The organism is Streptomyces viridosporus (assembly GCF_002078235.1).
Lineage (GTDB): Bacteria > Actinomycetota > Actinomycetes > Streptomycetales > Streptomycetaceae > Streptomyces > Streptomyces viridosporus.
The window spans coordinates 11,188-33,851 of the sequence record NZ_MSGP01000045.1 but is presented as its reverse complement, the minus strand read 5'-3'; the positions used below and the strand labels follow the sequence as shown (position 1 = coordinate 33,851).

General features: G+C 71.5%; 24 protein-coding genes and 1 pseudogene. 4 read left to right on the top strand and 21 right to left on the bottom strand.

Annotation, left to right across the window (positions count from 1 at the left end; all coding sequences use genetic code 11):
- Nucleotides 1-111 precede the first annotated feature (111 nt).
- The 8 genes and pseudogenes from B7L92_RS03255 to B7L92_RS03225 form a co-directional block, all read right to left on the bottom strand.
- A pseudogene (locus B7L92_RS03255) lies at nucleotides 112-792 on the bottom strand (TetR/AcrR family transcriptional regulator); the annotation flags it as partial.
- A 198-nt stretch (nucleotides 793-990) separates the two neighbouring features.
- Nucleotides 991-2,310 (bottom strand): dicarboxylate/amino acid:cation symporter, encoded by a 1,320-nt coding sequence (locus tag B7L92_RS03250; RefSeq protein WP_081235984.1) that lies wholly within the window; start codon nucleotides 2,308-2,310, stop codon nucleotides 991-993.
- A gap of 80 nt (nucleotides 2,311-2,390) precedes the next feature.
- A complete protein-coding gene (locus B7L92_RS43595; protein ID WP_317984071.1) occupies nucleotides 2,391-2,477 on the bottom strand; it encodes a putative leader peptide in 87 nt (28 codons plus the stop codon).
- Between the two features lie 166 nt (nucleotides 2,478-2,643).
- Complete coding sequence (locus B7L92_RS03245; protein WP_081235983.1) at nucleotides 2,644-2,955, bottom strand: DUF4229 domain-containing protein; 312 nt, start codon at nucleotides 2,953-2,955, stop codon at nucleotides 2,644-2,646.
- A 114-nt stretch (nucleotides 2,956-3,069) separates the two neighbouring features.
- The gene (locus B7L92_RS03240) at nucleotides 3,070-3,594 is read right to left on the bottom strand and encodes a GNAT family N-acetyltransferase (RefSeq protein ID WP_004984740.1); all 525 of its coding nucleotides are present in this window, start codon (nucleotides 3,592-3,594) and stop codon (nucleotides 3,070-3,072) included.
- A 108-nt stretch (nucleotides 3,595-3,702) separates the two neighbouring features.
- Entirely contained in the window at nucleotides 3,703-4,866 is a 1,164-nt protein-coding gene (mqnE, locus tag B7L92_RS03235; protein ID WP_081235982.1) for an aminofutalosine synthase MqnE, read from the bottom strand.
- Nucleotides 4,867-4,947: 81 nt separating this feature from the next.
- Nucleotides 4,948-5,418: an Lrp/AsnC family transcriptional regulator gene (locus B7L92_RS03230; RefSeq protein WP_004984744.1), complete on the bottom strand. Its 471-nt coding sequence runs from the start codon at nucleotides 5,416-5,418 to the stop codon at nucleotides 4,948-4,950.
- A gap of 122 nt (nucleotides 5,419-5,540) precedes the next feature.
- Entirely contained in the window at nucleotides 5,541-6,221 is a 681-nt protein-coding gene (locus B7L92_RS03225) for a UbiX family flavin prenyltransferase (protein WP_174703921.1), read from the bottom strand.
- 92 nt (nucleotides 6,222-6,313) lie between these two features.
- On the opposite strand from B7L92_RS03225, the gene B7L92_RS03220 reads away from it, so the two are divergent.
- Nucleotides 6,314-6,919 carry a rhomboid family intramembrane serine protease gene (locus B7L92_RS03220; RefSeq protein WP_081235980.1) on the top strand — a complete coding sequence of 202 codons (606 nt, stop codon included), beginning with the start codon at nucleotides 6,314-6,316 and terminating at the stop codon, nucleotides 6,917-6,919.
- A gap of 90 nt (nucleotides 6,920-7,009) precedes the next feature.
- Here the strand turns inward: B7L92_RS03220 and mqnP are convergent, their stop codons facing one another.
- Together mqnP and B7L92_RS03210 are read right to left on the bottom strand one after the other, a co-directional pair.
- Nucleotides 7,010-7,915, bottom strand: coding sequence for a menaquinone biosynthesis prenyltransferase MqnP (gene mqnP / locus B7L92_RS03215; protein ID WP_081235979.1), 906 nt, complete (start codon nucleotides 7,913-7,915; stop codon nucleotides 7,010-7,012).
- On the bottom strand, nucleotides 7,912-9,363 hold the full coding sequence (locus tag B7L92_RS03210) for a menaquinone biosynthesis decarboxylase (RefSeq protein WP_081235978.1): 1,452 nt from the start codon (nucleotides 9,361-9,363) through the stop codon (nucleotides 7,912-7,914). Before B7L92_RS03210 ends, mqnP begins: the two co-directional genes overlap by 4 nt.
- Before the next feature lie 91 nt (nucleotides 9,364-9,454).
- Here B7L92_RS03210 and B7L92_RS03205 point away from each other — a divergent pair, with 91 nt between their 5' ends.
- The 3 genes from B7L92_RS03205 (at nucleotide 9,455) to B7L92_RS03195 (ending at nucleotide 11,622) form a co-directional block, all read left to right on the top strand.
- Complete coding sequence (locus tag B7L92_RS03205) at nucleotides 9,455-9,796, top strand: PLD nuclease N-terminal domain-containing protein (RefSeq protein ID WP_004984757.1); 342 nt, start codon at nucleotides 9,455-9,457, stop codon at nucleotides 9,794-9,796.
- Between the two features lie 448 nt (nucleotides 9,797-10,244).
- A complete protein-coding gene (locus B7L92_RS03200; RefSeq protein ID WP_081235977.1) occupies nucleotides 10,245-10,838 on the top strand; it encodes a TetR/AcrR family transcriptional regulator in 594 nt (197 codons plus the stop codon).
- A gap of 10 nt (nucleotides 10,839-10,848) precedes the next feature.
- Nucleotides 10,849-11,622: a MerR family transcriptional regulator gene (locus B7L92_RS03195; protein ID WP_081235976.1), complete on the top strand. Its 774-nt coding sequence runs from the start codon at nucleotides 10,849-10,851 to the stop codon at nucleotides 11,620-11,622.
- Here the strand turns inward: B7L92_RS03195 and B7L92_RS03190 are convergent.
- The 11 genes from B7L92_RS03190 to hemL form a co-directional block, all read right to left on the bottom strand.
- Complete coding sequence (locus B7L92_RS03190; protein ID WP_081235975.1) at nucleotides 11,561-12,328, bottom strand: CDP-alcohol phosphatidyltransferase family protein; 768 nt, start codon at nucleotides 12,326-12,328, stop codon at nucleotides 11,561-11,563. The genes B7L92_RS03195 and B7L92_RS03190 overlap by 62 nt on opposite strands.
- A gap of 125 nt (nucleotides 12,329-12,453) precedes the next feature.
- Nucleotides 12,454-12,855 (bottom strand): SRPBCC domain-containing protein, encoded by a 402-nt coding sequence (locus tag B7L92_RS03185; RefSeq protein ID WP_081235974.1) that lies wholly within the window; start codon nucleotides 12,853-12,855, stop codon nucleotides 12,454-12,456.
- A 39-nt stretch (nucleotides 12,856-12,894) separates the two neighbouring features.
- Nucleotides 12,895-13,806 (bottom strand): CU044_5270 family protein, encoded by a 912-nt coding sequence (locus B7L92_RS03180; RefSeq protein ID WP_081235973.1) that lies wholly within the window; start codon nucleotides 13,804-13,806, stop codon nucleotides 12,895-12,897.
- Nucleotides 13,803-14,408, bottom strand: coding sequence for an RNA polymerase sigma factor (locus B7L92_RS03175; RefSeq protein ID WP_255310733.1), 606 nt, complete (start codon nucleotides 14,406-14,408; stop codon nucleotides 13,803-13,805). Before B7L92_RS03175 ends, B7L92_RS03180 begins: the two co-directional genes overlap by 4 nt.
- A gap of 92 nt (nucleotides 14,409-14,500) precedes the next feature.
- Nucleotides 14,501-15,571: a c-type cytochrome biogenesis protein CcsB gene (ccsB, locus tag B7L92_RS03170; RefSeq protein WP_107501359.1), complete on the bottom strand. Its 1,071-nt coding sequence runs from the start codon at nucleotides 15,569-15,571 to the stop codon at nucleotides 14,501-14,503.
- 71 nt (nucleotides 15,572-15,642) lie between these two features.
- Entirely contained in the window at nucleotides 15,643-17,451 is a 1,809-nt protein-coding gene (gene resB / locus B7L92_RS03165) for a cytochrome c biogenesis protein ResB (RefSeq protein ID WP_081235971.1), read from the bottom strand.
- A gap of 4 nt (nucleotides 17,452-17,455) precedes the next feature.
- Nucleotides 17,456-18,229 carry a cytochrome c biogenesis CcdA family protein gene (locus B7L92_RS03160; RefSeq protein ID WP_081235970.1) on the bottom strand — a complete coding sequence of 258 codons (774 nt, stop codon included), beginning with the start codon at nucleotides 18,227-18,229 and terminating at the stop codon, nucleotides 17,456-17,458.
- A gap of 1 nt (nucleotide 18,230) precedes the next feature.
- Nucleotides 18,231-18,860, bottom strand: coding sequence for a TlpA family protein disulfide reductase (locus B7L92_RS03155; protein ID WP_081235969.1), 630 nt, complete (start codon nucleotides 18,858-18,860; stop codon nucleotides 18,231-18,233).
- 67 nt (nucleotides 18,861-18,927) lie between these two features.
- Nucleotides 18,928-20,262 carry a polysaccharide deacetylase family protein gene (locus tag B7L92_RS03150; protein ID WP_081235968.1) on the bottom strand — a complete coding sequence of 445 codons (1,335 nt, stop codon included), beginning with the start codon at nucleotides 20,260-20,262 and terminating at the stop codon, nucleotides 18,928-18,930.
- 167 nt (nucleotides 20,263-20,429) lie between these two features.
- A complete protein-coding gene (locus tag B7L92_RS03145; protein WP_081235967.1) occupies nucleotides 20,430-21,122 on the bottom strand; it encodes a histidine phosphatase family protein in 693 nt (230 codons plus the stop codon).
- A complete protein-coding gene (gene hemL / locus B7L92_RS03140; RefSeq protein WP_081235966.1) occupies nucleotides 21,119-22,435 on the bottom strand; it encodes a glutamate-1-semialdehyde 2,1-aminomutase in 1,317 nt (438 codons plus the stop codon). The genes B7L92_RS03145 and hemL overlap by 4 nt, the downstream gene beginning before the upstream one ends.
- Between the last annotated feature and the right edge of the window lie 229 nt (nucleotides 22,436-22,664).

Sequence of the window (22,664 nt, the reverse complement as noted above, 5' to 3'; positions counted from 1 at the left end):
AGCCGCGGGGGCCCGGGCCCCGCCCGTGCCGCCGTCGCCCGTGTCCTGCCTGCCGCCCGTGCCGCTGTCCCCGCCGTCGTCCGGGTCGTCGCCCGTACCGCCGCCCGGGTCGTCGTCGGGCGGTGACCAGCGGCGTCCCGCCATCAGGTCGCCCAGTCCCGTCCAGGCGAAGTTCATCAGCGTGGCCGCGGACTGCCGGGCCGTGACACCGGGGGTGGCGTTGGCCCAGTCGGCGAGCGACTCGGCGGCGCCCACCAGGGCCTCCGCGAGCCCGGAGACCTCGTGTTCGGGGAGGTCGGGGTCGGTGGGGGTGCCCCCTGCCCGAGCGCAGCCGAGCGTCTGGGGGAGGGCCTCGCGGGCGGCGGCGAGGATGAGCTGCGTCACGAACGCCACGATCTCCGCGCGCATCGCGGCGACCTCGGCGGCGAAGACCTCGCCGTGCGTGCGGGCCTGGAGGTGCAGCACCGCCCAGCCGTCGGGGTGCCGCGCGGTGTGCGTGAAGAACGCCGTCAGACCGGACCAGAGCTGGCGGTCCGCGGGCAGGCCCGGGCGGGCACCGGCGCGCACCGCCTCGGTGAGGGCCTTCGCCTCACGGCGGATGCAGGCGGTGAACAGGTCTTCCTTGGAGTTCAGATACAGGTAGACCAACGGCTTGGACACACCCGCCAGTTCGGCGATCTCGTCCATCGACGCGGTCGTGTATCCCCGCTGGCCGAAGGTCCGTACGGCGGCGTCCAGCATCTGCTGTTCGCGGACCGCACGCGGCATCCGCTTGGTCTTCACGGCACCCATGCGAAGTAGCGTACGGGCCCGCGGCGGCCGGTTCGGCCGGTGGCGGCGCTCGTCGGACACCCGCGGGAGTGCCGCGCCCGCCGCTCGCGGGGCCGCCCCACGGGCCGGCGTCCGCCCGCGGCAGCCGTGCGCCGGACTGCCGCGGGCGGACGCCGGGGCGCCGCACGAGGGGGGTGGCCGTGGGGTGGGACCGGGCGGTCAGGCCGCCGCGGGGACCCGCCGGGGATCGTCGGCCGGGGTCTCGTCGACCGGGGAGGAGTGGACCTTGTCGTAGGCGTCGCGGTCCAGCAGGCCCTCGCGGGCGGAGACGACGACCGGGACCAGGGCCTGTCCGGCGACGTTGGTGGCGGTGCGGATCATGTCCACGATCGGGTCGATGGCGAGCAGCAGGCCGACGCCCTCCATGGGCAGGCCGAGCGTGGAGAGGGTGAGGGTCAGCATGACCGTCGCGCCGGTGAGTCCGGCCGTGGCGGCGGAGCCGACCACCGAGACGAACGCGATCAGCAGGTAGTCGCCGACACCGAGCTGGATGCCGAAGATCTGGGCGACGAAGATCGCGGCGATGGCGGGGTAGATCGCGGCGCAGCCGTCCATCTTCGTGGTCGCGCCGAACGGCACGGCGAAGGACGCGTACTCCCTGGGCACGCCCAGGCGCTCGGTGACCTTCTGGGTCAGCGGCATGGTGCCGACGGAGGAGCGGGAGACGAAGGCCAGCTGGATCGCGGGCCAGGCGCCCTTGAAGAACTGCAGCGGGTTGACCTTGGCCACGGTCGCGAGCAGCGCCGGGTAGACGCCGAAGAGGACGATCAGGCAGCCGATGTAGACGTCGGCGGTGAAGGTGGCGTACTGGCCGATGAGGTCCCAGCCGTAGGTGGCGATCGCGTTGCCGATGAGGCCGACGGTGCCGAGCGGGGCGAGGCGGATGACCCACCACAGGGCCTTCTGGAGGAGTGCGAGGACGGACTCGCTCAGGGTGAGGATCGGCTGGGCCTTCTCGCCGAGCTGGAGGGCGGCGATACCGGCGACGGCGGCCATGAAGACGATCTGCAGCACGTTCAGCTCGGTGAACGGGGTGATCACGTCGGTCGGCACGATGCCGGTGAGGAAGTCGATCCAGGAGCCGGTCCGCTCGGGCGCGGCCCCGTCCGCCGGGGTGAGGCCGGTGCCCGCACCGGGGTTGGTGACCAGGCCGATGACGAGGCCGATGGCCACCGCGATCAGCGAGGTGATCATGAACCAGAGGAGGGTCCGCGAGGCCAGGCGGGCCGCGTTGTTGACCTTCCGCAGGTTGGTGATGGAGACCAGGATCGCGAAGAAGACGAGCGGGGCGACGGCCAGCTTCAGCAGGCCGACGAAGGTGCCGCCGACCTTCTCCAGGGTGGTGACCAGCCAGGAGACGTCCTGGCTGCGGGCGAGCCAGCCGAGCAGGACGCCCAGGACGAGGCCGGCGAGTATCTGGGCCCAGAAGGGTGCCCGGAAGGGCAGCTTGAACGACTTCGTGTTCGTGGACACGGACATGCTCCGATGAAGGGGACGCGTGAGGAAGGTGACGTGGTGCTCGGGTCGCAAAGCGTCAGGGACGACGGTTCACGGGAACCTCAGAGAGGACAGTTCGCGGAGGCGACCCGGCAGAGGTCCACGTGCAGGCGCGCCACGAGCGGAACTCTCCGGGGCGTGGGGAACACGGCTGCTGACTTCACCCGAAGACCGTAACACCTGAACTTTGAGATCCTCAAAGCCTTGCTTTGACAGGCGCGAGGGAATAAGTACCCGTACAACACAAAGCGCCCTGGTATCCGGGGGTTTCGGAGACCGGGGCGCTGCGCGGGTGCCGCGCGGGTGTGACGGAGCTTACGAGGTCTGGCCCTGCGCCTGGCCCTGCGCGCGGGCGGCGTCGTCGGCGACGTCCTCCTGGTTGCGGTTGGCCTCCAGGTTCGCCTTGACCCGGTCCACCCGCCGCACGATCCGCTCGGAGGCGCGGTCCCGCTCCTTGCGCAGCACGACGAAGCTGATCGGGGCCGAGAGCAGCAGCGCGAGCAGCACGATCCACAGGCCGTTGGAGTCGCCGAGGCCGCGCGGGGCGAGACCGGAGTAGACGAGACCCCAGACGGCCACGAGGCAGCCCACGAAGATCCCGAGGCGCATCAGCGTGTAGCGGAGCATCTCATCCACTCTTCCTACGTCCGGTCGGAACATCCCCCAGAGCGTCCCAAAGGGACAAAGGGGCACTCCCAGTGAAGCACGACCGGGCCGACGGCCCTCCAGGGGGGTGCGGCCTCAGGTCAGCGTCAGCAGCAGCACGACGTCGTCCCGCTCGTCGCCGGGGGCCACCCGGATCGCGTCGGGGATCCGGCCGACCTCCTTGTAGCCGCAGGAGGCGTAGAAGCGCTCCAGGCCGAGGCCGCCGCGGCAGGTGAGGCGTATCGCCTCGATGCCCTCGAAGCCGCGGGCGGCGCGCTCCGCGGCGGCCAGCAGGTCACGGCCGTACCCCCGGCCCTGGTGGCGCGGGTGGACCATCACCGTGTACAGCCAGATCCAGTGGGTCATCAGGCGGTGGGTGTTGAAGGTGAGGAACGCGGTGGCGGCCACCCGCCCCTCCTCGTCGTGGCCCACGAGCAGCCGGGAGCGGCCCTCCGCCATCGACGCGAACTGCCGCACCAGTTCCGGGCGGATCTCCTCACGCGTCACCGGCGGCACGAAGCCGACGGCTCCTCCCGCGTTGGAGACGTCGGCCCACAGGTCGAGGACGCCGTCGCGGAGATCGGGGGTGACGGCGGGGTCGAGGGTGAAGGTAAGGGGCATGGTGCGATCGTAACCATTACCGAAGCGCTTGCGCCGTGATTTTCGCTCCCGTGACCGGCCGCGACCGCCCGCGACCGGCCCCCGCCGCGTCCCCGGGCCCGGAAGGACTCACACCCGCATCGGCTGCGGGGACTCCCGGCGCGCCGGGTCCGGGCCGTCGTACTCGCGGATGACCTCGTACCGGGTGTTGCGCTCCACCGGGCGGAAGCCGGCGTCGCGGATCAGGTCGAGGAGGTCCTCGCGGGTCAGCTTGTTCGGGGTGCCGTAGTTGTCGGCGTCGTGCGTGATCTTGTACTCGACGACCGAGCCGTCCATGTCGTCCGCGCCGTGCTGGAGCGCCAGTTGCGCGGTCTGGACGCCGTGCATCACCCAGAAGACCTTGACGTGCGGGACGTTGTCGAAGAGCAGCCGGGAGACGGCGAAGGTCTTCAGCGCCTCCGCGCCGGTGGCCATCTGCGTCCGGGCCTGGAGCCGGTTGCGGATCTTGCCGTCCTTCATGTCCACGAAGTCGTGCTGGTAGCGCAGCGGGATGAAGACCTGGAAGCCGCCGGTCTCGTCCTGCAGCTCACGCAGCCGCAGCACGTGGTCCACGCGGTGGCGGGGCTCCTCGATGTGGCCGTAGAGCATGGTGCACGGGGTCTTCAGCCCCTTCTCGTGCGCCAGGCGGTGGATCCGGGACCAGTCCTCCCAGTGGGTGCGGTGGTCGACGATGTGCTGCCGCACCTCCCAGTCGAAGATCTCCGCGCCGCCGCCGGTGAGGGACTCCAGGCCGGCGTCGATCAGCTCGTCGAGGATCTCGGAGGCGGACAGGCCGGAGATCGTCTCGAAGTGGTGGATCTCGGTGGCGGTGAACGCCTTCAGGGAGACGCCCGGCAGGGCGGCCTTCAACTCGCGCAGGGAGCGCGGGTAGTAACGCCACGGCAGGTTGGGGTGGAGCCCGTTGACGATGTGCAGCTCGGTCAGGTTCTCCTTCTCCATCTCCTTGGCGAGCTTCACCGCCTCCTCGATGCGCATCGTGTACGCGTCCTTCTCCCCGGGCTTGCGCTGGAAGGAGCAGTACGCGCAGGAGGCGGTGCACACGTTCGTCATGTTGAGGTGGCGGTTGACGTTGAAGTGCACGACGTCGCCGTTCAGCCGCGTGCGCACCTCGTGCGCCAACCCGCCCAGCCAGGCCAGGTCGTCCGACTCGTACAGCGCGATGCCGTCCTCACGGGTCAGGCGGACACCCGCCCTGACCTTCTCCTCCAGCTCGCGCTTGAGCCCGACGTCCATGCCGATCCCTCTTTTCTCCAGGCAGACTCCGTCCACCGTACGCCCCGGCCGGGGGCCGCCCCCACCGCGCCCCTGCCGCCCCTACCGTCCTTCCCGCACCTCTTCTTCGGGCAGTTCGCCGACGCGGTTCTCCCACTTCGTGGAGAGCACGATGGTGGTACGGGTCCGGGAGACGCCCTTGGTCCCGGTCAGCCGGCGGATGGTCTTCTCCAGCCCGTCCACGTCGCTCGCCCGCACCTTGAGCATGAAGGAGTCCTCGCCGGCGATGAACCAGCAGTCCTCGATCTCCTTCAGGTCCTTCAACCGCCGCGCCACGTCCTCGTGGTCGGCGGCGTCCGAGAGCGAGACGCCGATCAGGGCGGTCACCCCGAGGCCGAGCGAGGCGGAGTCCACCGTGGCGCGGTAACCGGTGATGACCCCGGCCGCCTCCAGCCGGTTGATGCGGTCGGTGACGCTGGGTCCCGACAGGCCGACGAGGCGCCCCAGCTCCGCGTAGGAGGCCCGGCCGTTCTCCCTCAGGGCCTGGATGAGCTGCCTGTCCACCGCGTCCATCGATTCGAAGCCTTCCGCTGAAGAGGTCTGAGAGTTCCGGAGGTGCTGAAGGTTCCAGGGGTCCTGGAAATCGGGTCGGTAAGTTCCCGGAGGGAGGGTGACCGATGGGGACGCCGTCGCGCTCAGTCCGCCCGCGCGCCGCCGAGTTCGCCCTCCCAGCGGTGGTAGAGCCGGTGCTCGACACCCGCCGCGTCGAGCACGCGTCCGGCGACGAAGTCCACCAGGTCCTGGATGTGCGTCGCGCCCGCGTAGAAGGCCGGTGAGGCGGGCAGCACGATCGCGCCCGCGTCGTCGAGGGCGACCATGTGCCGCAGGGTCTGGCCGTTCAGCGGGGTCTCCCGCACGGCCACGACCAGCCTGCGCCCCTCCTTCAGGGTCACGCTCGCCGCCCGCTGCAGCAGGTCCTTGGACAGCCCGAGCGCCACCCCGGCCACACAGGCCGTGGAGGCGGGCACGATCAGCATGCCCTTGCTCGGATACGACCCCGAGGACGGTCCGGCCGCGAGGTCACCGGCGGTCCAGTGCCGTACGCCGTCGAGGTCCACGGTGAAGGTGTCCGGCTTGCCGTCCGCACCCCGGGACAGCCATTGGCGCAGGTCGTCCCGCCAGTGGGCGTCCCGGAAGGAGATGCCGGTCTCGTCGAGCAGGGTGAGTCGCGAGGCCCGGCTGACCACGAGGTCGACGCTCTCCCCCGCCTGGAGGAGCGCACGCAGCACGGCTGCCGCATAGGGCGTGCCGGAAGCGCCGGACACCCCTAGGATCCAAGGTGTTCGCGTCGTCTCTCCTGGCTTGAGATGGTTCACGACACCGAGCCTATCCGGAATCGTGGGACGGGAACCGGTTCAGGGGGCTGTTCCGTTCCTCAAGCGAGCGAGCGCGCCGTAGGGGGGTTGCCATGTCCGACACCGGTCCGCAGTGGTCGGGGCGTGAGCGGGCGAGGACCGCGGCCGTGGTGATGGCGGTCTGGGTGGCCCTGCTGTGGCTGCTGGAAGTGGTCGACGTGGTCTCCGGCCACGCCCTGGACGGCTTCGGCGTCCGGCCGCGCACGGCCGGTGAGCTGGTCGACGTCGTCCCCTCCGCCTTCGTCCACTTCGGCTTCGCCCACGTCGCGGCGAACAGCGTGCCGCTGCTGGTGCTCGGTTTCCTGGCGGCCCTCGGCGGTCTGCGCCGGTTCGCCGCCGTGTGCGCGCTGATCATCGTCTGCGACGGTCTGGGGGTGTGGCTGATCGCCCCGGCGCACACCAACACCGCGGGCGCCTCCGGCCTGATCTTCGGCCTCTTCGGCTTCCTGCTGTGCAGCGGCTTCGTGGAGCGCCGGCCGATGGGCGTGGTCGTCGGTGTGCTGGTCGGCGCCGTGTGGGGCGGCTCCATCCTCGCGGGCATCGCCCCCGGCCAGGCCGGTGTCAGCTGGCAGGGCCACCTCATCGGCCTGCTGGCGGGCGTGGCCGCGGCCTTCCTGTTCCGCCGCCGTCCCGGCCGCCGGGGCGTGCCCGCCGGGTGAGGCCGGTCCCGGGTGCGTGCGCCCCGCCCGGGCCGACGGCCCCGAACGGTCGTCCCCGCGTGTGCGGAGAGGCGGGGAACGGGCGAAGGGCTACAGCGTGAGCCCGCGCACCAGGAGGTCGATCAGTGCGCAGACGAAGAGGCTGATGCCGATGAAGCCGTTCGTCGAGAAGAACGCCCGGTTCAGACGGGACAGGTCGTGCGGGCGGACGATGGTGTGCTCGTAGACGAAGGCCGCGGCGACGATCAGCAGGCCCAGCCAGAAGAACGCGCCGGCGTCGGTGAGGACCGCGTACCAGACGAACAGCGCCATCGTCACGGTGTGGCAGGCGCGGGCGCCCCAGATGGCGGCCGGGACGCCGAAGCGGGCGGGGACCGACCGCACACCGATCTCGCGGTCCGCGTCGACGTCCTGGCAGGCGTAGATCAGGTCGAAGCCGCCGATCCAGATGCCCACCGCCAGGCCGAGCACGACCGCGTCCCAGGACCACGCGCCGGTGATCGCCAGCCAGCCGCCGATCGGTCCCATGGCCTGGGCGAGACCCAGGATGGCCTGCGGGAAGTCCGTGAACCGCTTGCCGTAGGGGTAGACCACCATCGGGATCACCGCGACGGGGGCGAGGATCAGGCAGAGGGGGTTGAGCAGGGCCGCCGCGCCGAGGAACACCGCGAGCGCGATCAGCGCGCCGGTCCAGGCGTGCTTCACCGACACCGCGCCGGTGACCAGCTCGCGGTGGGCGGTGCGCGGGTTGCGGGCGTCGATCTCGCGGTCGATGATCCGGTTGGCCGCCATCGCGAAGGTGCGCAGGCCGACCATGGCGAGGGTGACCAGGAGCAGCCGGCCCCAGTGGATGTTCCCGTCCCACTCGTACATCGCGGTGAGCGCGGCGATGTACGCGAAGGGCAGCGCGAAGACCGAGTGCTCGATCATCACCAGGCGCAGGAAGGCCTTCGTGCGCCCCGGTTGCCGCGGTAGCGCGGCGGAGGCCGACGTCACAGTCCGTACTCCTTCCAGCGGCGGTCCACCTTCGCGGCCGTCTCCGGGTCGGACTCGACCATGTCGGGCCAGCCGCCGTCGCGCGTGTACCCCTCCTCGGGCCACTTCTTCGTCGCGTCGATGCCCGCCTTGCCGCCCCAGAACTGCTGGTAGGAGGAGTGGTCGAGGTGGTCGACGGGGCCCTCGACCACGCTGAGGTCGCGGGCGTAGTCGGTGTTGCCGAGGGCCCGCCAGGCGACCTCGTGCAGGTCGTGCACGTCGCAGTCGGAGTCGACGACCACGATCAGCTTGGTCAGCGACATCATGTGGGCGCCCCAGATGGCGTGCATGACCTTCTGCGCGTGCTTGGGGTACTTCTTGTCGATCGAGACGATCGCGCAGTTGTGGAAGCCGCCGGCCTCGGGGAGGTGGTAGTCCACGATGTCCGGGACGATGATCTTCAGGAGGGGCAGGAAGAAGCGTTCCGTCGCGCGGCCCAGGGGGCCGTCCTCCGTCGGCGGCCGGCCGACCACGATCGACTGGAGCAGCGGGCGCTTGCGCATCGTCACGCAGTCGATCGTCAGCGCCGGGAACGGCTCCTGCGGGGTGTAGAAACCGGTGTGGTCGCCGAAGGGGCCCTCGGGCAGCATCTCGCCCGGCTCCAGCCAGCCCTCCAGGACCACCTCCGCCTGGGCCGGGACCTGGAGCGGGACCGTCTTGCAGTCGACCATCTCGATCCGCTTGCCCTGGAGGAACCCGGCGAAGAGGTACTCGTCGATGTCGCCGGGGAGCGGGGCGGTGGAGGCGTACGTCACGGCCGGCGGGCAGCCGAAGGCGATGGCGACCGGCAGTCGCTCGCCGCGCCGGGCGGCCACCTGGTAGTGGTTGCGGCTGTCCTTGTGGATCTGCCAGTGCATGCCGATGGTGCGCTTGTCGTGCCGCTGGAGGCGGTACAGGCCGAGGTTGCGGACGCCCGACTCGGGGTCCTTGGTGTGGGTCAGGCCCAGGTTGAAGAAGGAGCCGCCGTCCTTGGGCCAGGTGAACAGGGCGGGGAGCAGGTCGAGGTCCACGTCGTCGCCCTGCAGGACGACCTCCTGCACGGGTCCGTCCTTCACCTTCTTCGGCGGGACGTGGGTCATCGAGCCGAGCTTCCCGAACGCCTCGCGCACACCGACGAAGCCGTGCGGCAGCTCGGGTTTGAGCAGGCCGCCGATCTTCTCGCCGATCTCCGCGTACGACTTCAGGCCGAGCGCCTTCAGCAGGCGGCGGTCGGTGCCGTACACGTTCATCGCGAGGGGCATGCTCGAGCCGCGCACGTTCTCGAAGAGCAGGGCGGGACCGCCGGCCTTCTGCACCCGGTCGACGATCTCACCGACCTCCAGGTGCGGGTCGACCTCGGCCTTGATGCGCTTGAGGTCACCCTCGCGCTCCAGCGCCCTGAGCAGGGAGCGAAGATCGTCGTAAGCCATGGGGTCAAGTATCCCCGAGCGGCTACCCTGACCCTGTACCTGGGGGCTGTGCCGACGGCCCCGACGCCCCCCGACAGTCTGGAGAGGCCCCATGCTCCGGGTGCTGATGTTCCTCGTGCCGCTGGCGCTGAGCATCTACGCGTTCATCGACTGCATCAGCACGAAGGACGAGGACATCCGTCACATGCCCAAGCCGCTGTGGGCGATCCTCGTGCTGCTGTTCCCGCTGGTCGGCTCGATCTCCTGGATCATCGCCGGCAAGCGGCGCAGCCCGGCCGCCGACGGCTGGTCCGGTGTGCGCAACGGGCGCCCGAACCGTCAGTGGGTCGCGCCGGACGACAACCCCGACTTCCTGAAGTCGCTGGACGACGAGCGCAAGGACGACGACAAGCCCGGGGACAAGCCCGGGGACGGCGGGCGCGACGGGTCCTGACGGGCCCTCGCCCGCACCGACCGGGTCCGGAGCGATCGGGTCCGGAAGCGGTCGGGTCCCGGCCCGGCGTCGGGCGCCGGGCCGTCGCACGGCCGGGAGACGGCCGTGCCGCTGCCGTGGGGCTCGGACACGCGTCCCGCTTCCTCTTGCTTCTTGCTTCTCGCTTCTTCCGCGTCGCGGAGGGGGCCGCCCGGGCCGGGGCGCCGTTCCCGGCCGTCCGTCGTGCCGCACCGGCCGTCGACGGCCGTGCTGCCGTCGATGAGGCACCTCGGGCCGGAGCCGCCCGGGCCGGAGCCCGGGCCGCGTCGTCCGGCCGACGGCGGCCCGCCCGTTCCCCCGCTGCAGACGGGCGGACGCGCACGCCGACAAGGGCCAGTCTGAACCAGTGCGGACTAGGATCGGAAGAGAATTCTAGAAATTCACTCCAGAAAGGTACGGCGGCCCTGCGATGAGCCCCAAACAGCACCGTGGCCAGGTCACCGCCGGAATCCTTCTGGACGCGGCCCTGCGCGTCTACGGTGAATCGGGCGAGCAGGGGCTCACCGTCAACGCGGTCACCCGGGCCAGCGGGGTCAGCCTGGGCAGTCTCTACCACCACTTCGGCAGCATCGACGGGCTCGTCGACGCCCTGCTGATGCGCTGGCTGGAACGGCTGCTGGACGAGACGGCCGCGGCCCTGCGGGGGGCGGACACCGCCCGGGAGGGCATCGGGGCCCTGGTCCGGGCGTACCTGGCCTTCGTCCGGGAGCACCGGGACGCCGCGCTGCTCCTGCACTCCTCCCGCGCGGACCGGGTCGGCATGGAACGGGCCAAGGAGCTGCGCGACACCCAGGAGGCCAGGGTGTCGGCGTTCGCGCGGTGGCTCGAACCCCGCATCGCCGCCGGCGAACTGGCCCCGCTCCCGCCGTCCCTGCTGGAATCCCTCGTCCTCGGCCCCGTCATCGGGGCCAGCCGCCGCTGGCTGACCATCGGAGACATCGACCTCGACGAGGCGGCACGCCTCCTGCCGGACCGCATCTGGCGGTCGGTCAGCATGGAGTGACGTCCCACCGATGTCCGGGAAACACCGGCTCCGCTCCGTCGATCTGGCCCGGCTGGCCGGGCTCTCGACGCAGCAGATCCGCAACTACGAGGACGCCGGTGTGCTGCCGCCGGCCGCGCGGACCGCGTCCGGCTACCGGGTCTTCGGGGAGGTGCACCGGCGGGCGCTGCTGACGTACCGGGCCCTGCTGCGGGGGTACGGGCCGGTGACGGCGACCCCGGTGATGCGGTGCGTGCACGACGGGGACGTACCGGGCGCGCTCGCACGGGTGGACGCCGCGCACGCCGCGCTGCACGAGGAGCGGAACGCGCTGCGGGCCGCGCGGGAGGCGCTGGAGTCCCTGGCCGGGGAGGACCCCGCGCCCCCGCCCGCTTCTCCGGGCCTGCGGATCGGCGAGGTGGCCGCGCTGCTGGGCGTGCGGACGTCGGCGCTGCGGGTGTGGGAGGCGGCCGGGCTGCTGGCGCCGCGGCGGGAGCGCGGCACCGGGTACCGCGTGTTCGGCCCCGCCGACGTGCGCGACGCCCGCCTCGTCCACACCCTGCGCCGCAGCCACCACCTCTTCGACCGGATCCGCCCGGTGCTGGACGGTCTGCGCCGGGAGGGCAGCGGCGAGGCCCTGCGGGCGGCGCTCGACGCGCGGGACGAGGCGCTCACCGCCCGCACCCGGGCCATGCTGGAGGGCGCGGGCGCCCTGCACGCCTACCTGGGGGACCGAGAGCGCCTCAGCGCAGCCGGGACGACGACAGGATCGACAGCAGGTGGGCCGGGACCATCACCCAGGTGATGACGGCCAGCGCGCCCAGCGCCCAGCGGGTCGGCTCGATGCCGCCGGTCACCGCGTCGGCGACGGCCGCGACCAGCAGGACGAGGGAGGCCTCGATGCCGTTGGTCACCCGGTGGATCTTGAACGCGGCGGCGATCCGCCGCACGGTGGCCACGCCCTGCGAGCGCGGGCGGGTCGACTCGTCGTCGGCGACGGTCAGTCCGCGCCGGGCGCGGGCCACGTCCACCAGGTCGGTGGACGCCTTGAGCAGGACGACGCCGAGGGCGGTCGCGATGCCGACCGACAGCCAGCCGCCGACACCCGACTCGGCCGCCCGGTAGCCGGCGCCCGCCAGCAGCGCGGCGTCGGCGAGGTACGCGCCGAGCCGGTCGACGTAGATGCCGGTCGCGCTGTTCTGTCCCTTCCAGCGGGCGACCTCGCCGTCCACGCAGTCGAAGAGCAGGAACAGCTGCATGAGGAGCACGGCGAGGACCGCACCGGTCAGGCCGGGGATCATCAGCGCGGCACCGGCGGCGACCCCGCAGACGACCATGGTCCAGGTCAGCTGGTCCGGGGTGACCGGGGTGCGCACCAGCTGACGGGTCGTGCGCAGGGATATCTTGCGCATGTAGAGGCGGCCGGCCCAGTGCTCGCCGTTGCGGCTCGCCAGCTTGGCCTGCGGCTGGCAGATCTCCCGCAGCTCCTCAAGTACCGGTGCGGCACCCATGACCGTTCCCCTCCCAGGGACCCGACTGCCGCCCGCGCGGCATGATCGGCCAAGGGTACAGAGGCCCTGTGGCGCGTCATACGGCGCGGTCCGCCCGGCGGCTCCGGGGTGCCGCAACCCGGTCCTCAGGCACCGCCCTCCAGCAGGCCGATCAGCCGCTCGAAGCGCATGCGCCAGTGCTGTTCCGACTCCGTCTCGCCCTGGAACTCGTGGGTGAAGCGCAGGGCGGAGCCCTCGTCGCCGTCGCGTTCCAGGTGGAACCTGATCCGCCCGCCCTCCACCGTGTACTCGGCCACCCGGTCCACGTCCCAGGCGGTGATCCGCCCGCTGCCGAGCCCGCGCAGCGTGACCTCGCCGCCGAGCCGCGGTTCCAGGACCTCCGCGGGCGTGAACCAGCCCGCGAGACCCTCCGGGGTGGCCAGCGCGGGCCACACCCGCGCCATGGGCCGCGGCAGCCGCACCAGGAAGTGCAGGAGGTGCGTGTTCCCGCGGGTCCGGCTGGTGCCCTGCTCGATGGAACCGGTCATGACACCAGCCTGCCCCCGCACGGAGCCTTTCGCACACGGTTACGGCCGCCGGCCCCGCTCGTCCACCACGGCGCGCTCCAGAACGGCGGTACGGCCCGTCACCTCGCCCTTCTCGAAGCCCCAGGGAAGGTCCTCGACGGCCACCGTCCGCTCACCGAGGAACTCCTTCGTCCGCTTGTCGAAGATCAGTTCGACGCGCTGCCCGGCGTCGACCCGGGCGACCGCCACCCCGTGCCGTCCGGCCGCGTCCACGGTGTCGTCGATCACGAAGACTCCGGGGATCTTCGCCGCCGCGCGGTAGAGGGCGGCGCCCTGGGCGGGCGGCATCAGGGACTCCCGGGCGAGGGCGCCGACGAGGGCGAAGGTCGCCTCGTCCTTGCTGCGGTGCCCCGCGCTGTTGTCGTGCAGCCAGTCGTGCATCTCGTCGGGGTCGGTCGGCAGGGTCTGGAGATGGCGGTAGTTGGTGTTGTCCGGGAGGCCAGGGGTCTGCTTCTCCAGCAGTTCGTGGTCCGACCTGACCACGGGATCGTGCAGCATGCCCTCCCGGCTGCCGTCGACGGAGAGCCACACCTCGCGCTGGTGGACCGGCTCCAGCTTCGCGGGCCCGTCGCCCTCCTGGACGGTCCAGCCGACCTTGCTCCTGAGGTACACGAACCGGTCGTCGCGGATGCCGTGCGGCACGTCCGCGTGCTCGGCCGCCAGCGCGATGTCCTCCAGCAGGGCCACGGCCTCCTTCGACGCGGCCGGTGCGGACTCGCCGGACGACGGTACGGTGACGCTGAGGGTGGCGAGAACGGCCACGGCGGCACCCGCCACCAGTGCGGGACGCAGCCACCCGGACGGCTTCCGGGCGGGGGCGGGACGGTCGGTGCGCCGGATCTCGGTCATCAGATGCTCCTTGAGCAGTCGGTGACGGCCCGGCGGAAGGCCGTGTTCGGGAAGCTGGGTCATCGGGTTCCCTCCGTGATGGGCCCGACCGCGGTGCCGCGGTCACCTCTTAGCTGTCCGTGCGCTCGGGGAGGTTCCATGTGTTTCGCGAGCTTTGCCCTGGCCCGTGACAACCGTGACCGCACGGTTCCCACGGGCACCCCCAGTGCCTCGGCGGCGGCCGCGTAGTCCAGACCGGACCACACGCACAGCGCCAGCACCTCGCGGTCGGCCCGGCGCAGCTTCGCCAGGGCGGTCCGTACGAGGGTCAGTTGCGCCGCGTCGTCCACGCGGCCCGCGACCTCGTCGGCGAAGTCCCGCACCGTCCCGTCGCGCGGGAGGCGGGCCACGGCGGCGGCGTGTCTTCGGGCGGCACGGCGGGTGTTGCGGGTGACGTTGGTGGCGATGCCGAGCAGCCAGGGCCGCAGCGACCCGCCCCCTTCGTCGACGTCCGCGTGCAGCCGCCAGGCGTCCAGGAAGGTCAGGGAGACGACCTCCTCGGCGATCGTCCAGTCGCCGGTGAGCCGGAAGGCGTGGTTGTAGACGGAGCGTGCGTACGCGTCGAAGAGATCACCGAAGGCGTCGTGGTCCCCCGCGCGGATGCGTTTCCGCAGTTGTGTGTCCACGTACTCCTACCTGTCCGCACGGCAAAGGCCGGTTCCCGGTGACCTGGGTCACGGGAACCGGCCTCGGCGGTGCGGGGCTGCGGTACGGGGCTTCAGAAACCGGCGGCCTGCAGCACGCCCAGGCCGACGTCGGCGTAGGAGTGCTTGCCGGAGACGAAGATGTTCACGCCGTAGTAGTTGAACAGCCAGCAGCCGAAGGCGGCCAGGGCCAGGTAGGCGGCCTTGCGGCCCTTCCAGCCGGCGGTGGCGCGGGCGTGCAGGTAGCCGGCGTAGGCGACCCAGGTGATGAAGGACCAGGTCTCCTTGGGGTCCCAGCCCCAGTAGCGGCCCCAGGCGTCACCGGCCCAGATGGCGCCCGCGATGATCGTGAACGTCCACAGCGGGAAGACGGCCGCGTTGATCCGGTAGGCGAACTTGTCCAGCGAGGCGGCGGCGGGCAGCCGCTCCAGGACCGAGGACGCGAAGGCGCTGGGCTTGCCGCCGTTCGCCAGCTTGTTCTCGTAGGAGTCCTTGAAGAGGTACATGATCACGCCGAACGCGCCGACGTAGAACACCGCGCCGCACAGGATCGCCGTGGAGACGTGGATGTACAGCCAGTACGAGTGGAGCGCGGGGACCAGCTGGTCGCTCTCGGTGTACAGGACGGTGACGGCGAGGCCGAGGTCGAGGAGGACCGTCGTGGTCAGGAACAGCCCGAGCCAGCGCACGTTCTTCTTCAGCGCCAGCAGCAGGAGGTACACACCGACCACGGTGGTGGAGATGGTGATGTTGAACTCGTACATGTTGCCCCACGGCGCCCGCTCCACGGAGAGCGCGCGGGTGAGCACCCCGCCGAACGCGAGCAGGAACGCGAGCACGGTGAGGGAGACGGCGACCCGCCCGAAGAGGTCGCCCTGCTCGTCCCCGCCGTGCGCCCCGGGCCCGTCGGGCACGTCCCGCGTGCCGGACGCGGCCCGCACGACGACCTTCGGCCGCTCCAGTACGGCGGTGCCGCCCTCCTGCCGCACGGTGACGGCGGGGGCCCCCTTCGCCTGGGTGCGGGGGGTGAGCGCGGCGGCGGTGCGGGCGACCTTGCTGCGGCTGCCGAAGATCCACTCGGCGATGTACGCGAAGAACGCCAGGGTGTAGACGGCCATCGCGGAGTAGATGAGCACGTTGCTCATCTCCGCGAGGCTCTCGTTGGACGCGGCGGCCAGGCTCGTCGAGGCGGCCAGCTCGGTCACGGCGGCGGGAGTCACTGCTTCTCAGCCCCTTCAGCGGGTGTGACACGGGAGTCGGTGTCGGTGGGCCCGGAGGATGCCTCCGGGCCGTCGTCCGGGTCGTTGTCCGGGCCGTCGTCCGGGCCGGGATCGGGGCCGGGCTCCGGGTCGGGCGCGCCGGGTGCCTGCTCGTAGAGGATCGCGGCGAGGTCGCCGAGTTCCTCGGGCACCTTGGCGGACTCGCTGCGGCCGAGGCCCGCCATCTCCACGACGGTGACGCCGTCGGCGCCCTCGGTCGCGCGCACCCAGACGCGGCGGCGCTGGATGAACAGGGAGGCGGCGAGACCGCCGATCGCGGCGACGGAACCGCCCAGGGCCCAGCCGGCACCCGGCTCCTGGACGACCTGGAACTGGGCCCACTCCTTGATGTCCTTCTCGAAGGTGACCGAGCCGGCGCCGTTCGGGAGTTCCATGGTCTCGCCGGGCATGAGCAGCTTCTTGAACAGCTCGCCGTCGGCGTCCTTGAACTCCTTCATCTTGGTCTTGTCCATCTGGTACACGCTCTGCGGAATGCCGGAGTCGGCCTTCAGGTCGCCGTGGTAGGCGTTCAGCGCGAGCACCGGGTAGTCCAGCGCGGGGAACTGGGAGATCATCGTGCCGCTGGCCGAGCCGCCGAAGGTGGGCACGAAGAACGCCTGGAAGCCGAGCTGCTCCCTCTTGCCCTCGGGGTTGCGGTAGCCGTCGAGGACCTTGACCACGCCGGAGGAGGTCACGTTGCCGTCGAGCGGCAGCAGCGCCACCGCGTCCTGGAAGACGATCTCTCCCTCGCCGTCGCGGACGGTGACCACGGGCGCGTAGCCGTGGCTGGTGAGGTAGACCTTGGCGTCACCGAGCTCCAGCGGCTCGTTGACCTTGACGGTGGTCTTCTCCTCCTCGCCGTAGGCGCCCTGGCTGTAGGTGAGGTCGGCCTCGTAGGTGCGCGGCGTCCCCTTGTTGGGGCCGCTGCGCTCGTAGGTGCCCCGGAAGTCCTCCAGGTGGAAGCTGAAGGGTTCGAGGTCGTCGGCGGAGAAGAGGTTGCCGGACTTGAAGTCGTCGTACTGCGGGAGCGTGTTGGAGAAGCCGCTGCCCTCGACGACCAGCTTGTTGCCCTCGGACTTGAACAGCTGGCCCCAACCGAAGGCGATCAGCATCACGATCAGCGCGAGGTGGAAGACCAGGTTGCCGGCCTCGCGCAGATAGCCCTTCTCGGCGGCGACGGCGTCCCCGACGCGGTGGACGCGGAACCGGCGCTTCTTCAGCAGGGCGAGCGCGGCCCGGTGGATCTGCTCGGGCTCGGCCCCGGTGCGCCAGGTGGTGTGGGCGGGCAGCCGGGTCAGCCGCCGGGGCGCGCCCGGCGGACGGCCGCGCAGCTGGCCCACGAACTGCCAGGTGCGGGGCACGATGCAGCCGATGAGGGAGATGAACAGCAGGAGGTAGATCGCCGAGAACCACACCGAGCTGTAGACGTTGAACAGGCCGAGCTTGTCGTAGATCGGCGCGAGGGTCTCGTGCCGCTCTCGGAAGTCGGCGACCTTGGTCTGGTCGATGCCGGTCTGCGGGATGAGCGAGCCGGGGATCGCGGCGAGCGACAGCAGCAGGAGCAGCAGCAGGGCGACCCGCATGGAGGTGAGCTGCCGCCAGAACCAGCGGGCCCAGCCGATGACGCCCAGGGAGGGCAGGTTCGGCGGTTCCTCCGTGGGAGCGGTGGAGAGCCGGGAGCCGGCGGCGTCCAGGCCCTGTTCCTGTTCGGGGGTCCCGGGGCCGGTCCCGGTCTTCCCGGGGCCGGTCTTCGAAGTCGTGCTCATCGCGTCAGATCCCCACAGTGAAGCCGTTGGACCAGGTCTGCATCTGCGTCACGAGGCTGTCCCACGCGCCGGTCAGCAGCAGCACACCGGTCACGATCATCATCGTGCCGCCGATGCGCATCACCCAGGCGTAGTGCCGCTTGACCCAGCCGAAGGCACCGAGCGCCTTGCGGAAGGCGACGGCGGCGAGCACGAAGGGCACGCCCAGTCCCAGACAGTACGCGACGGTCAGGACGGCGCCGCGTCCGGCGCTCTCCTGCTGGGCGGAGAGGGTCAGGACGGAGGCGAGGGTGGGGCCGATGCAGGGGGTCCAGCCGATGCCGAACAGGGCGCCGAGGACGGGGGCGCCGGCCAGTCCGGCCGCCGGCCGCTTGTGGAAGCGGAACTCGCGCTGGGTGAGCCAGGGCATCAGCCCCATGAAGAAGACGCCCATGAGGATCATGAAGCCGCCGAGCACCTTGGTCAGGATGCCGGACTGCTCCTGCAGCGTCTCGCCGAAGTAGCCGAAGAAGGCGCCGCCGGAGACGAACACGGCGGTGAAGCCCAGGACGAACAGGGAGGCGCCGGCGATCATCCGGCCGCGCCGGGCATCGGCCAGGTCGGTGCCGGAGACGCCGGTGACGTAGGAGAGGTAGCCGGGGACCAGGGGCAGCACGCAGGGCGAGAAGAAGGAGACGAGCCCGGCGAGCAGGGCGATGGGCAGGGCCACCAGCAGGGCGCCGTTGAGCACCGTGCCGTTGTAGCCGGCGTCGGCGGCGAGCGTGTGCAGGACCGTCACGTCACTTCTCCGCGACGACCGGCTCGAGCATCTTCAGCAGCCGTTCCTCGCTGAGCGCGGACAGTGAGCGGGCCGCGACCTTCCCGTCCCGGTCCAGGATCAGGGTGGACGGGATCGCCTGCGGGTTGAGCGTGCCCTTCTCGAAGCGGAGCATCAGCTTGCCCGCCGGGTCGTACAGGCTCGGGTAGGCGATGCCGAACTCCTCCTCGAACGCGAGGGCGGAGCGGGTGTTGGTGTCCCGGGTGTTGATGCCGACGAACTGCACGCCCCGGTCGGCGTAGTCCTCGGACACCTTGGCGAAGTGCTTGGCCTCCGCGCGGCACGGGTTGCACCAGGAGCCCCAGACGTTGAGGACGACGACCTTGCCCCGGTAGTCGGCGACGTCGAGCTGCTCGCCCTCGAGGGTCTTGCCGGACAGGTCGGGCGCGGCGGCGCGCTCGCCCTTGGCGACCGTGGCGATGCCGTCGGTGCCGGTGACGAAGTTGGTGTTGCCGCCCCCACCGGACGTCCCGCCGGAGCTGCAGGCGGAGACGAGCAGCGCGGCCGCGGCGGCACCGACGGTCAGGACGGCGCGGCGGCGGGCGCGGGTGGCGCGGTTCGCGCGCTGGGGGGCACGGCTGGCGGCACTCATGTGAAAAGTTTCGCATGCCCGTTCTGGGGATCTTGCGCACCCCCCGTGCGGGGGAGGAACCCGCGTATCAGGCGGCGTTCCGGTCACCCGTTCCGGCGTCGGCGCCACCCGCCCCCGTACCGGAGCCGCCCGTGCCGGAGTCGCCCGCACCGGAGCCGCCCGTCTCCCGCAGGAAGCCCTTCCAGCCGCCGGCCGGCTTCCGGCCGACGTCCAGGGTGCGGAGCCGGTCGAGCACCTCCGGCTTCTGCACGTCCAGCCAGTCGACGAACTGCCGGAAGGAGACCAGGCGCACATCGCCGCCCTTCTCCTTCTCGCGCGCGATGTGCCGGAGCGCCTCCTCCACGGCGTCCATGTAGATGCCGCCGTTCCACTGCTCGAAGTGGTTGCCTATGAAGAAGGGTGCCCGGTTCGTCTCATATGCCCGCTTGAAGCCCGATATGTAGGCCTGGGTCGCCTGCTCCCGCCAGCGCGGGTGGTGGCGGGCGGGCGCGTTGGTCGAGTGGAGCGACTGGTTGGCGAGCATGTTGTAGTCCATCGACAGGACCTCGAAGGAACGTCCGGGAAAAGGTATCTGCTGGAGCGGAAGGTCCCATACGCCCTTCTTCTTCCCCGGCCAGACCTGGCGCCCGCCCGGCGAGGAGGCGTCGTAGCGCCAGCCGAGCGCGCGGGCGGTGGGCAGCAGGTTGTCCTGGCCGAGCAGACAGGGCGTACGGCCGCCGACGAGTTCCTTGTCGTAGTCGAAGGGCAGCGGCTCCAGGTCGGTCCAGCCGGAGTTGGTCCGCCACTCCTTCACGAACGACTTGGCCTGCTCGATCTCGCTGCGCCACTGCCGTGGCGTCCAGGTGCCGACGCTGCCGGAGCCGGCGCAGAAGTGGCCGTTGAAGTGGGTGCCGATCTCGTGCCCCTCGAGCCAGGCCCGGCGCAGGTTCCGCAGGGTGTCCCTGATGTGCTCGTCGGTGAGGTAGCCGATGTCGGAGGCGCCGCGCGGGTTGTTCGGCGGGTCGTAGAGCCGCTTCTTCGACTCGGGGAGCAGATACAGGCCCGAGAGGAAGAAGGTCATGTGCGCGCCGTGCTCCTCGGCGAGGTCCAGGAAGCGCGGGAAGAGCCCGTTGCCGACCTCGCCGGCCCCGTCCCAGGAGAAGACGACGAACTGCGGCGGGGCCTGACCCGGCTCCAGCGGCACGGGCCGGGCGGGCTGGTGGGGCTGCCTGCCGGTGTAGGCGGTGGAGCCGTCGCCGATCGGGCGGACCGTCTGCGTCGGCTTCGGCTCCGGCGTCCCGGACCGGTCGCCGCCCCCGCCGGAACGGGAACCGCCGGCGGGGGCGGCGCCGTCCGACCCTGTGTGGCCGCCGCAGCCGGCCAGCGGGACGGCGGCCGCGGCGCCCGCGCCGAGCCCGAGCATTCCCCTGCGGGTGAGAGTGCGCATGGCCTCCCCGATCGTCACGTCCTGAAGGTGGTCACTCAGTCAGAGGACGTGACGGAGGCGGGGGTTCCCGTCAGATGCGGAGGTTTCGCAACGAACGCGGCGACGGTGCCCGGGCGGCGCGGCGCGCCCGTCCCCGCCGGGGCTCAGGCCCCGTAGGCCTTCCCCTTCCCCTTCACCGGCTTGGCGCCGGCGAGCAGATGGGCGGGGACGAGATCGCGGGCCGGCTCGCTGTAGCCGACGGAGACGATCCGGTCGCCCTGGTAGGTGAAGGTGGTCAGCGAGGCGAGCGTGCACTGCCGCCGGCGCGGGTCGTGCCACAGCCGCCGCTTCTCGACGTAGGACCGCACGATCCAGATCGGCAGCTGGTGGCTGACGAGCACCGCCTCGTGGCCGCGCGCCGCGTCCTTGGCCGCGTTCAGCGCGCCCATCATGCGGACAACCTGGTCGAGGTACGGCTCGCCCCAGGACGGCTTGAACGGGTTGACGACGTGCTTCCAGTTGGCCGGGCGGCGCAGCGCGCCGTCACCGATGCCGAAGGTCTTGCCCTGGAAGACGTTCTCGGCCTCGATCAGCCGCTCGTCGGTGGCGATGTCCAGGCCGTGCGCCTTGGCGATGGGCTCGGCCGTCTCCTGCGCCCGCTCCAGCGGGGAGGCGACGACGTGGGTGATGTCGCGGGGGGCGAGGTGCTCCCCGACCCGGTCGGCCATGCGCCGGCCCAGCGCGGAGAGGTGGTAGCCGGGCAGGCGGCCGTAGAGGACGCCCTCGGGGTTCTCGACCTCGCCGTGCCGCATGAGGTGGACGACGGTGACGTCGTCGTCCTTCTTCGGGATGCTCACGCCGTCGCCTCCGCCGCCGCCCGGGCCGCCGCCGGCAGGGCGTCGGCGATCCGCTGCACGGCCCGCTCGTCGTGCGCGGTGGACACGAACCAGGACTCGAAGGAGGACGGCGGCAGGTAGACGCCCTGCCCGAGGAGGGAGTGGAAGAAGGCGGTGAAGCGGAACGACTCCTGCGCCTTGGCGTCCTCGTAGTTCCGCACCGGGCGGTCGGTGAAGAACACGGAGAACATGTTGGAGGCGTTCTGCAGCGTGTGCGCCACGCCCTCCTTGGTCAGCGCCTCGGTGACCAGGGACTGGATCTGCGCGGAGACGGCGTCCACCTTCTCGTAGGCGGCGTCGTCGAGCAGGCGCAGCTGGGCGAGGCCCGCGGCGGTGGCGACCGGGTTCCCGGAGAGGGTGCCGGCCTGGTAGACGGGCCCGGCGGGGGCGAGGTGCGCCATGACGTCGGCCCGCCCGCCGAAGGCCGCGGCCGGGAAGCCGCCGCCCATCACCTTGCCGAAGGTCATCAGGTCCGGCCGGACCCCGTCCACGCCGAACCACCCGGCGCGGCTGGTCCGGAACCCGGTCATCACCTCGTCGGAGATGTACAGCGCGCCGTTCGCGGCGCAGGCGTCCTTCAGCCCCTGGTTGAACCCGGGCAGCGGCGGTACGACGCCCATGTTGCCCGGCGACGCCTCGGTGATCACACAGGCGATCTCGCCGGGGTGCGCGGCGAAGGCGGCGTGCACGGCGTCGAGGTCGTTGTACGGCAGCACGATGGTGTCGCCGGCCTGGGCACCGGTGACGCCCGGGGTGTCCGGCAGCGCGAACGTGGCCACCCCCGACCCGGCGGAGGCGAGCAGCGAGTCGACGTGGCCGTGGTAGCAGCCGGCGAACTTGACCACCTTGGAGCGCCGCGTGAAGCCGCGGGCGAGCCGGATCGCCGACATGGTGGCCTCGGTCCCGCTGGAGACGAGCCGCACCTGCTCCAGGGGCTCGATCCGGGCGACCATCTCCTCGGCGAGCGCGACCTCGCCCTCACCGGGCGTGCCGAAGGACGTACCGCGGGCGACGGCCTCCTGCACGGCGGCGATCACCTCGGGGTGCGCGTGCCCGAGGATCATCGGTCCCCAGGAGCACACGAGGTCGACGTACTCCCGCCCGTCGGCGTCGGTCAGGTACGGCCCGCTGCCGGACACCATGAACCGGGGAGTGCCGCCGACGGCGCGGAAGGCACGCACCGGCGAGTTCACGCCACCGGGTGTGACGGCCGCGGCACGATCGAACAGCGCCTGCGAGGCTTGGGCTTCGTACGGGTATGGCAGTTCGCTCATGGCCTGCGACTTCTCCGACCTTCTCCGACTTCTCGGGCTTCCCGGGCTCCGGGAGCGCGTGACCTGTTCAGGGTAGGCCAGGGGCGGACGGGGCGGCCGGGGGCCGGGACCCGGGGCGGCCTCCCCGGCACATCAAGCCACACCCTGCGGCTTCCGGCCCCCCGATCCGCCGTGATCTGCGAAACTGGCGTCCGATACACGCAGCTCACACGGCCCGTGACGGCCGAAG

What these genes read in the sequence shown, in the direction of transcription:
- B7L92_RS03210 (WP_081235978.1), bottom strand. Translation starts at nt 9,363, where the DNA reads ATGGCTTACGACGATCTTCGCTCCCTGCTCAGGGCGCTGGAGCGCGAG.
- B7L92_RS03190 (WP_081235975.1), bottom strand. Translation starts at nt 12,328, where the DNA reads ATGGGTGCCGCACCGGTACTTGAGGAGCTGCGGGAGATCTGCCAGCCG.
- B7L92_RS03205 (WP_004984757.1), top strand. Translation starts at nt 9,455, where the DNA reads ATGCTCCGGGTGCTGATGTTCCTCGTGCCGCTGGCGCTGAGCATCTAC.
- ccsB (WP_107501359.1), bottom strand. Translation starts at nt 15,571, where the DNA reads ATGAGCAACGTGCTCATCTACTCCGCGATGGCCGTCTACACCCTGGCG.
- B7L92_RS03195 (WP_081235976.1), top strand. Translation starts at nt 10,849, where the DNA reads ATGTCCGGGAAACACCGGCTCCGCTCCGTCGATCTGGCCCGGCTGGCC.
- B7L92_RS03180 (WP_081235973.1), bottom strand. Translation starts at nt 13,806, where the DNA reads ATGACCCAGCTTCCCGAACACGGCCTTCCGCCGGGCCGTCACCGACTG.
- B7L92_RS03240 (WP_004984740.1), bottom strand. Translation starts at nt 3,594, where the DNA reads ATGCCCCTTACCTTCACCCTCGACCCCGCCGTCACCCCCGATCTCCGC.
- B7L92_RS03245 (WP_081235983.1), bottom strand. Translation starts at nt 2,955, where the DNA reads ATGCTCCGCTACACGCTGATGCGCCTCGGGATCTTCGTGGGCTGCCTC.
- B7L92_RS03155 (WP_081235969.1), bottom strand. Translation starts at nt 18,860, where the DNA reads ATGAGTGCCGCCAGCCGTGCCCCCCAGCGCGCGAACCGCGCCACCCGC.
- resB (WP_081235971.1), bottom strand. Translation starts at nt 17,451, where the DNA reads ATGAGCACGACTTCGAAGACCGGCCCCGGGAAGACCGGGACCGGCCCC.
- B7L92_RS03220 (WP_081235980.1), top strand. Translation starts at nt 6,314, where the DNA reads ATGTCCGACACCGGTCCGCAGTGGTCGGGGCGTGAGCGGGCGAGGACC.
- B7L92_RS03200 (WP_081235977.1), top strand. Translation starts at nt 10,245, where the DNA reads ATGAGCCCCAAACAGCACCGTGGCCAGGTCACCGCCGGAATCCTTCTG.
- B7L92_RS03250 (WP_081235984.1), bottom strand. Translation starts at nt 2,310, where the DNA reads ATGTCCGTGTCCACGAACACGAAGTCGTTCAAGCTGCCCTTCCGGGCA.
- mqnE (WP_081235982.1), bottom strand. Translation starts at nt 4,866, where the DNA reads ATGGACGTCGGGCTCAAGCGCGAGCTGGAGGAGAAGGTCAGGGCGGGT.
- B7L92_RS03230 (WP_004984744.1), bottom strand. Translation starts at nt 5,418, where the DNA reads ATGGACGCGGTGGACAGGCAGCTCATCCAGGCCCTGAGGGAGAACGGC.
- hemL (WP_081235966.1), bottom strand. Translation starts at nt 22,435, where the DNA reads ATGAGCGAACTGCCATACCCGTACGAAGCCCAAGCCTCGCAGGCGCTG.
- B7L92_RS03185 (WP_081235974.1), bottom strand. Translation starts at nt 12,855, where the DNA reads ATGACCGGTTCCATCGAGCAGGGCACCAGCCGGACCCGCGGGAACACG.
- B7L92_RS03150 (WP_081235968.1), bottom strand. Translation starts at nt 20,262, where the DNA reads ATGCTCGGGCTCGGCGCGGGCGCCGCGGCCGCCGTCCCGCTGGCCGGC.